Source organism: Micromonospora sp. H61 (assembly GCF_018070325.1).
Taxonomy (GTDB): Bacteria; Actinomycetota; Actinomycetes; order Mycobacteriales; family Micromonosporaceae; genus Micromonospora; species Micromonospora salmantinae.
Genome location: NZ_JAGPXY010000129.1, coordinates 1 through 8024, shown reverse-complemented (window position 1 = coordinate 8024; position 8024 = coordinate 1). Strand labels below are relative to the sequence as shown.

Below are 8024 nucleotides of genomic sequence, written 5' to 3'. Positions count from 1 at the left end.
CCGCCGGCGTGCTGAGCCGGATCGTGGTCGGCGAGGACGAGACCGCCGAGGTCGGCAGCGAGCTGGCCGTCATCGCCGGTGAGGGCGAGTCGACCGGCGGTGGCGAGGCCGCCCCGCAGGAGCAGGCCCCGGCGGAGTCGGTCGAGCCGGCCGCCGAGCCGACGGCCGCCGCCGAGGGCACCGCCGACGAGGTGGCCCAGGACGAGGCCCCGGCCGAGGCGCCGGCTCCGGCCGCCGCCTCGTCGGGCGAGGGCACCGCGGTGAAGATGCCCGCCCTGGGCGAGAGCGTCACCGAGGGTACTGTCACCCGCTGGCTCAAGCAGGTCGGCGAGACCATCGAGGTCGACGAGCCGCTGCTGGAGGTCTCCACCGACAAGGTGGACACCGAGATCCCGTCGCCGGTCGCCGGCACGGTGCTGGAGATCAAGGTCGCCGAGGACGAGACCGCCGCGGTCGGCGCCGACCTGGCGATCATCGGCGTCGCCGGCGGGGCCTCCGCCCCGGCGCAGCCCGAGCCGAAGCCCGAGCCGAAGGCGGAGGCCAAGCCGGCGCCGAAGGCCGAGCCGAAGCCGGAGCCGAAGGTCGAGGAGCCGACCCCCGGCATGTCGTACAACGAGCCCGCCGCGGAGACCGAGAGCTCGGCGCAGCCGGCGAAGACCGAGCAGGCCGCGCAGCCGGCCTCGTCGACCTCGACGCCGCCGCGCCCGTCCGCCCCGGCACCGGGTGCCGGCGAGGAGGCCGCCGGGTACGTGACCCCGCTGGTGCGCAAGCTGGCCAGTGAGCACGGCGTCGACCTGGCCGCGCTCAACGGCACCGGCGTGGGTGGTCGGATCCGCAAGCAGGACGTGCTGGAGGCCGCCGAGAAGGCGAAGGCCGCCAAGGCCGCTCCGGCTCCGGCGGCCGCTCCCGCCGCCGCCGCGCCCCAGGCCAAGCCGGCCGCGAAGCCGCAGCCGAGCGGCAAGCGGGGCACCACCGAGAAGCTTCCCCGGATCCGCAAGGCCATCGCCAAGCGGTTGCACGAGTCGCTGCACGAGATGGCGCAGCTCACCACGGTGGTCGAGGTGGACGTCACCCGGATCGCCAAGCTGCGGGCGCAGGCGAAGGACTCGTTCGTGCAGCGGCACGGCGTGAAGCTGTCCTTCCTGCCGTTCTTCGCGCTCGCCGCCATCGAGGCGCTGCAGACGCACCCGATCGTCCAGGCGAGCATGGACCTGGAAGGTGGCACGATCACCTACCCGGCGGCCGAGCACCTCGGCATCGCCGTGGACACCGAGCGGGGTCTGCTGACGCCGGTCATCCACAACGCCGGCGACCTCAACCTGGGCGGCATCGCCAAGCGGGTCGCCGACCTGGCCGAGCGGACCCGGACCAACAAGATCAGCCCGGACGAGCTGGCCGGGGCGACCTTCACGCTGACCAACACGGGCAGCCGGGGCGCGCTCTTCGACACCCCGATCGTGCCGTCGCCCCAGTCGGCGATGCTCGGCACGGGTGCCGTGGTCAAGCGGCCGGTCGTGGTCAACGACCCGGAGCTGGGCGAGGTCGTCGCGATCCGGTCGATGGTCTACCTGGCCATGTCCTACGACCACCGGCTGATCGACGGCGCCGACGCCGCTCGCTTCCTGACCACTGTCAAGGAGCGGCTGGAGGCCGGCAACTTCGAGTCGGAGCTGGGCCTGGCCTGATCCACCCGCAACGCCGAAAGGGCACCCCGGTCGTCGACCGGGGTGCCCTTTCGGCTGCGGTCCTCAGCTCTTGAGCAGCGCGGTCGAGACCTTCCAGAGCTGCTCGGCGGCCTCCGGGTCCAGCGCGTAGTCGGCGACACCCGACCGCCCGCCGGGCTGGGCGGGGGCGGCCTCCTGACAGTCCTCGAAGTAACGCCCGCCCACGCCGTCGAGCAGCGGCGAGGCCGCGACCAGCACGGAGGTGGCGGCACCCTGTTCGACGGACTTCCAGGCCGCCGCGTTGCCGGCGCGCAGCCGGTCCAGTTCCTCCTGGCTCACGTATCGCTGGAGGTTGGTCCGGATCGCGCCGGGCATCAGCGAGTTGGCCGTGATGCCGTCGTCGGCCCAGCGCCGGGACGCCTCCACGGCGAACAGCACGTTCGCCGTCTTGGACTGCCCGTACGCCTGCCACGGCTCGTACTCCCGCTTGTCGTACTGGATGTCCTCGAAGACCACCGGTGAGCGCAGGTGGGCGGCGGAGCTGACCGAGACGATCCTGGCCCCGTCGCCGGCGGCGAGTGCCGGGCGCAGCCCGGTGGCGAGCGCGAAGTGCCCCAGGTGGTTGGTGGCGAACTGCATCTCCCAGCCCTGCGGGGTGCGGGACAGGGGTGCGGCCATGATGCCGGCGTTGTTGACCAGGATGTGCAGCGGGCCGTCCCAGTTGGCCACGAAGTCGGCGACCGAACCCTGGTCGGCGAGGTCGAGCGGGGCGACCAGGACGCGGTCGTTGCCGGTGGTGCCGGTGATGTCGTTGGCGGCCTGCTGACCCGCGTCGGCGTTGCGGACGGCCACTGTGACCTCCGCGCCGGCGCTGGCCAGGGCGCGGGCGGTCTCGACGCCGATCCCGGAGGACCCGCCGGTGACGATCGCCCGCCGCCCGACCAGGTCCACGCCCCGGATCACGTCCATGGCGGTGGAGTGATGGGCGAACGAAGTGGTGATCGGGTTGTTGGTCGTCATTGTCCATCCTTGTCCGGGGTGGGCGGACCGACCGACCCGCTGCGAGAGGCCGTGGGCCCGGTGTTTCCCCGACCGGGGCCGGAGGTAACGCCGGACCCGTCGCCATCGCCGTTCGGGCCTCCGACCAGCCCGGACGCTGCCAGAGTGGGATCGTGGGCGGCTACCGGCGGGGTGGACAGCTGGGTCCGGCCGTCCCGATCGCCCCGGGCGCCCGGGTGGACAAGTTCGAGGTCTTCTTCGACCTGGTCTTCGTCTTCTCGTTCTTCATCATCACCCGGGCCACCGCCGCGAACATCTCCAGCCGGCAACTGCTGCACGCCGGCCTGGTGCTCGCCGTGCTCTGGTGGATCTGGGTGGTGCACAGCCTGGTCGCCACCCGGGTCCGGCTCGGCGAGGGCTACGTCCCGGTGCTCATGGTGATCGCGATGGTCGCCCTGTTCGCGTTCGCGCTGGCACTGCCACAGGCGTTCAACGACCCGAAGGGAAGCGCCGCCGGCCCGATGCTGGTGGCGATCAGTTACGTCGTGGCCCGCGGCATCCACTGGATCCTGTATCAGCACGTGGTGCGGGACAGCCCGCAGGAGCGGCGGCAACTGCGGCGGTTCGCGCCGGAGCTGGCGGTGAGCATCGTGCTGCTGCTGGCCGCCGCGCTCATCCCGCCGCAGATCAGCGACCCCGACCGGGCCGCCCTGGTCCGCGACGGGCTGTGGATCACCGTGGTGGTGGTGCAGTACGCCACCGGCTTCATCGTCGGGACCTGGGGCTGGGGGGTGACCAGCGCCGAGCACTGGACGGAGCGCTACGACCTCATCCTGATCATCGCGCTGGGCGAGTCGATCATCTCCACGGGCGTCGGCGGCAACCTGCTCGGCAAGCCGGTCACCTGGCCGGCGGTGGCCGCCGCCGCGCTCGGCATCGTGGTCACCGCCGCCCTCTGGTGGGCGCACTTCGACTTCATCGGGCCGGCCGCCCGGATCGCCCTGCACGCGGCGGAGGGCGCTCCCCGGGTGGCAATGGCTCGCGACGCGTACGCGTATCTCTACCTGCCGATGATCGCCGGGGTGATCCTCTTCTCGATCGGCAACGAGGAGGTCCTGCACAAGATCACCGACCCGTCCGGCGGGATCGCCGAGAAGGTCGAGGGACCGGCGGTGCCGATGCTCTTCGGCGGGTTGATCTGCTACTTCGCCGTCAACCTGCTCTTCCAGTTACGCACCCTGCACACCGTCACGTGGACCCGCGTCGGCGTCATCCTGGCGCTCACGGCGGCCCTCCCGATCGGCCAGCACCTGCCGGCGCTGGGCGCGCTCACTCTCGCGACGGTGATCTGCGTGGCGCTGGTGGCCGTGGAGGTGATGGTGATGGCGCAATCCCGGCACGCCCTGCGGGCCGCCGTCTTCCAGGAGCGGACCACCCATGAGGCCCACGAGGCCGCCTGGCGGGCCCGCTGGCACGACGTCCGGGAGACCGACGAGCCGACCACTCCGTGACCGCGGCGTTCCCGGGTGGAGGGCGTGACCGGTCGGCCCTAGACTTCGGCGCAGCGTCGCAGTGCACCCGGCCCGAAGGCCGCCGTGGGCATGGAGGCGCGGGGACAGCATGGGACGAACGTGCACCCAACCGGTTCACCGGCCGGCCGGCTCGCCGCCGTCGGCAATCAGATGATCGAGATCCACCTCTGGCTCAGCGCGGAGCTGGCCCGGCTGCAGGCAAGCCTCGACACCCCGTCCCCGGACCTGCGGGCGCACTGCCTCACCTTCTGCGCCGCGCTCGGCCGACACCACACCGGCGAGGACGCGGGCGCGTTCCGGTTGCTGGCCGAGGAGGCCCCCGAGCTGCGCCCGGTCATCGACAACCTGATCACCGATCACGAGGTGGTGGCGGGCATCCTGGAACGGGTCGAGGCACTGCTGGGCGGCGACGCGGCGGTGCCGGTCGCCCAGGTGCGCGCCGAGCTGGGCGGGTTGGCCGCCCTGCTGGAGTCGCACTTCCGCTACGAGGAGAAGCGGCTGGTCACCGCCCTGAACGCGCTCACCGGTCGAACCGGAACGACCGAGGAACTGCTCGGCCTTACCGCGCCCGGTCCCCCTTAGCCTGCCTCCGACCCCGGTGCGGTGCCGGGCAGTCGCTCGTAGAAGCGGATCTTCTCCCGCAGGTGGTCGTACTGGCGCTGGAGCAGGCGCATCTGCTCCTCGACCTGCGCCGCGTGGTGGCACAGCAACTCGTGCCGCTCGTCGGTGGTGTGCTCGCCGTCGCGAGCCAGTTGCGCGTAGCGGCGCATCTGCGCGATCGGCATCCCGGTGTCGCGCAGGCAGCGGAACAGCACCAGCCAGCCGAGGTCGTCGTCGGTGAAGACCCGCTGCCCGCCCGCCGTGCGCTCCACGTCCGCGAGCAGGCCGATCTTCTCGTAGTACCGCAGAGTGTCCAGGCTGAAGCCGCTGCGGCGGGCGGCCTCCGAGGGGGCGTAACCGCTCATGTCGCGAGATGGTAGTGCTTGACCTGGAGCGCGCTCCAGGTTGGAGGCTGGTGACCATGACGACGACACGGACGCTGGGGCGCAGCGGCATCACTGTGAGCGCGATCGGAATGGGGTGCTGGGCCATTGGCGGCCCGCTCTGGGGTGACGACGGGCAGCCGTTCGGCTGGGGTGAGGTGGACGACGACGAGTCGATCCGCACCATCCACCGGGCGCTCGATCTCGGGGTGACCCTGTTCGACACCGCCAGCAACTACGGCGCCGGGCACAGCGAGCGGATTCTCGGTCAGGCCCTGGGCGGGCGGCGGGACAGCGTGGTGATCGCCACCAAGTTCGGCAACGTCAGCGAGGAGAGCACCCGGCGGGCGCTCGGCACCGACGCCAGCCCGGCCTTCGCGGTGCGCAGCCTGGAAGACTCGCTCCGCCGGCTCGGCACCGACTACGTCGACCTCTACCAACTGCACATCAACGCACTGCCGGCGCCCGCCGCGCTCGACCTGGTCGACACCCTGGAGGCCCTGGTCGCCCAGGGCAAGATCCGGGCGTACGGCTGGAGCACCGACGACCCGGCCTCGGCGGAGGCGTTCGCGGCCGCCGGCCGGCACTGCGCCGCGATCCAGCACGACGAGTCGGTGCTGCGCGACAACGCGGCGGTGCTGGCGGTGTGCGACAAGCACGACCTGGCCAGCCTCAACCGTGGGCCGCTGGCGATGGGGCTGCTCACCGGGTCGACCCGGGCGGTTGGGGCGGACGATGTGCGCGGACGGGCACCGGAGTGGCTGGAGTGGTTCACCGACGGCCGGCCGACGCCACGCTGGACGGCCCGGGTCGACCAGGTCCGCGCGGCGCTCACCGCCGACGGGCGCACCCTCGCGCAGGGCGCGCTCGGCTGGCTGCTGGCGCGCAGCCCCCGTACCGTGCCGATCCCTGGCCTGCGCACGGTGGCCCAGGCCGACGAGAACCTGGCCACCCTGGCGCTCGGCCCGCTGAGTGCCGAGTCGTACGCCGAGGTGGAGCGACTGCTCGCCGACCTGCGTCCGGCCCACGCGGCCTGACCGCCGGGCCGGTCCACGCCCCGGGCGTCGTCACCGGAAGTCGTCCGCGTGCTCGGCGGCCCACTGCCGGAACGTGCGCCCGGGGCGTCCGGTCACCTGCTCGACGTCCGGGGCGACCCAGGCGTTGCCGTCGAGATACCGCCCCATCTCCAGGAACCACTCGATCACCTCGGCGGGATAGTGGTCCTTCCAGTACTCGCGGGCCTGCTGCGGGGTCAGTTCGTCGAAGCGCACCGGACGGCCGATCGCCTCGCCGATCATCCGGACCGCGTCCCGGCGACGGACCGGCTCCGGCCCCGTCGGTTGGTACACCCGGCCAGCGTGGCCGTCCTCGGTCAGCGCGGCCACGATGACCGCGGCGATGTCCGCCTCGTGGACCAGCGCGCTGTTCCAGTCCCCGAACGGCGCCCGCACCACCCCCTCGGTGCGGATGCCGGCCGCCCACTCGCGGGTGTTAGCCATGAACTCGCCCGGGAAGACGTGCGTCCATTCCAGGCCCGAGTTCTCGACGGCCCGGTGCAGCGGCCGGTGGGGCGCCTCGAGCGGGTCGTCGTCGGCCCGGCTCGGATCGTTGTGGCCGAGGTGGGTGACCCGGCGGACGCCAGCCTGACGGGCCAGCTGCAGAATCTCCACACCAGTGCCCAGCGGCCCGTACCCGTCCATCGCGACCAGGTGCATCAGCGTCACGCCGCGCAGCGCCGCGACCAGCGTGTGGGGCCTGGCGAAGTCGCCCGCCACCACCTCCACCTGGCCGGGAAGCGCGGTGGCCGCCGGCGACGTGGGATCGCGGGTCAGCGCGCGGACGTCGTGGCCGGCGCTGACCAGTTGCCGGACCACGCTTCCTCCGACGGTCCCGGTCGCTCCGGTCACCAGGATCGGCATGGTTCCTCCTCAGGGATCGCCCGACGGCGGGCACGGCGAGCCGACCCCACCAAACGGGAGCGCTCTCGGATGACTCATGGTCAGCGAGATCGATGCCACAAGCAATCGCGAACACCGCATTCACGTTTGCTCTGACCTGCGGAAACGTGCTGACCGTCGACAGCGCGCGGCAACCGTTTTCGGCCCCGGGAACATTCGTTGACCTGGGCTTTCCTGCCGCACACGAGGTTCCGCGCAAGTTCGTTCGCCGAAACGCCCACCTTCGGCAGCCCCATGCATCCACCGGTGGCGTTCTGGACGAAGATGGGGGTATGCGGATCCTTCTGGCCGGCGCGTCCGGCTTCCTTGGCACCCGACTGGCCGACCTGCTCGTCCGCGACGGGCACGAGGTCACCCGGTTGGTCCGTCGGGCGCCGGGCGGGCCGCAGGAGCGACGGTGGGACCCGGCCGCCGGGCAGCTCGACCCGGCCGTGGTCGCCGAGGTCGACGCCGTGGTCAACCTGGCCGGCGCGGGCGTCGGCGACAAACGCTGGAACGACGACTACCGGCGGTTGATCCGCACCAGCCGGGTGGACACCACCACCACGCTGGCGACCACCATCGCCGGGCTCCCCGTCGCGGACCGACCCCGGGTGCTGCTCAACTCGTCGGCCGTCGGTTGGTACGGCAACACGGGCGACCGGGCGGTCGAGGAGGACGCGCCGGCCGGCGAGGGCTTCCTGGCCGACGTCTGCCGGGTGTGGGAGGCCGCGACCCGGCCGGCCGAGGACGCCGGGGTACGCGTGGTCCGGCTGCGTACCGGTCTGCCGCTGCACCGCGAGGGCGGGCTGCTCAAGCCGCAACTGCTGCCGTTCAAGCTGGGCATCGCCGGCCGGCTGGGCAGTGGCCGGCAGTGGCTGCCGCCGCGGAACAGGCCCGGCGCAACGG

8 protein-coding genes are annotated in these 8024 nt (G+C 72.5%); 5 read left to right on the top strand and 3 right to left on the bottom strand.

Features of this window, described 5'->3' with window-relative positions:
• Positions 1-1685, top strand: a 1685-nt coding sequence (gene sucB / locus KBX08_RS31830) for a 2-oxoglutarate dehydrogenase, E2 component, dihydrolipoamide succinyltransferase (protein WP_210787467.1), incomplete at its 5' end; no start/stop codon positions are given.
• Positions 1686-1748: 63 nt separating this feature from the next.
• On the opposite strand, the gene KBX08_RS31825 is transcribed toward sucB, so the two are convergent.
• Positions 1749-2684, bottom strand: a complete 936-nt coding sequence (locus KBX08_RS31825) for an SDR family NAD(P)-dependent oxidoreductase (protein ID WP_210787466.1) — start codon at positions 2682-2684, stop codon at positions 1749-1751.
• A 152-nt stretch (positions 2685-2836) separates the two neighbouring features.
• On the opposite strand from KBX08_RS31825, the gene KBX08_RS31820 reads away from it, so the two are divergent.
• Both KBX08_RS31820 and KBX08_RS31815 read left to right on the top strand, forming a co-directional pair.
• Positions 2837-4174: a low temperature requirement protein A gene (locus KBX08_RS31820; RefSeq protein WP_210787465.1), complete on the top strand. Its 1338-nt coding sequence runs from the start codon at positions 2837-2839 to the stop codon at positions 4172-4174.
• 120 nt (positions 4175-4294) lie between these two features.
• Positions 4295-4777, top strand: coding sequence for a hemerythrin domain-containing protein (locus KBX08_RS31815; protein ID WP_307850705.1), 483 nt, complete (start codon positions 4295-4297; stop codon positions 4775-4777).
• Here KBX08_RS31815 and KBX08_RS31810 read toward each other — a convergent pair.
• Positions 4774-5160, bottom strand: a complete 387-nt coding sequence (locus tag KBX08_RS31810) for a MerR family transcriptional regulator (protein ID WP_210787463.1) — start codon at positions 5158-5160, stop codon at positions 4774-4776. The genes KBX08_RS31815 and KBX08_RS31810 overlap by 4 nt on opposite strands.
• Positions 5161-5216: 56 nt before the next feature.
• On the opposite strand from KBX08_RS31810, the gene KBX08_RS31805 reads away from it, so the two are divergent.
• Complete coding sequence (locus KBX08_RS31805) at positions 5217-6215, top strand: aldo/keto reductase (protein WP_210787462.1); 999 nt, start codon at positions 5217-5219, stop codon at positions 6213-6215.
• 30 nt (positions 6216-6245) lie between these two features.
• Here KBX08_RS31805 and KBX08_RS31800 read toward each other — a convergent pair whose 3' ends face one another.
• Positions 6246-7097, bottom strand: a complete 852-nt coding sequence (locus KBX08_RS31800; RefSeq protein WP_210787461.1) for an NmrA family NAD(P)-binding protein — start codon at positions 7095-7097, stop codon at positions 6246-6248.
• A 311-nt stretch (positions 7098-7408) separates the two neighbouring features.
• On the opposite strand from KBX08_RS31800, the gene KBX08_RS31795 reads away from it, so the two are divergent.
• Positions 7409-8024: NAD-dependent epimerase/dehydratase family protein (locus tag KBX08_RS31795; RefSeq protein ID WP_210787460.1), on the top strand; the 616-nt coding region annotated here is incomplete at its 3' end.

Coding starts and splice junctions, on each gene's coding strand:
- KBX08_RS31825 (WP_210787466.1), bottom strand. CDS start 2,684: ATGACGACCAACAACCCGATCACCACTTCGTTCGCCCATCACTCCACC.
- KBX08_RS31810 (WP_210787463.1), bottom strand. CDS start 5,160: ATGAGCGGTTACGCCCCCTCGGAGGCCGCCCGCCGCAGCGGCTTCAGC.
- KBX08_RS31805 (WP_210787462.1), top strand. CDS start 5,217: ATGACGACGACACGGACGCTGGGGCGCAGCGGCATCACTGTGAGCGCG.
- KBX08_RS31800 (WP_210787461.1), bottom strand. CDS start 7,097: ATGCCGATCCTGGTGACCGGAGCGACCGGGACCGTCGGAGGAAGCGTG.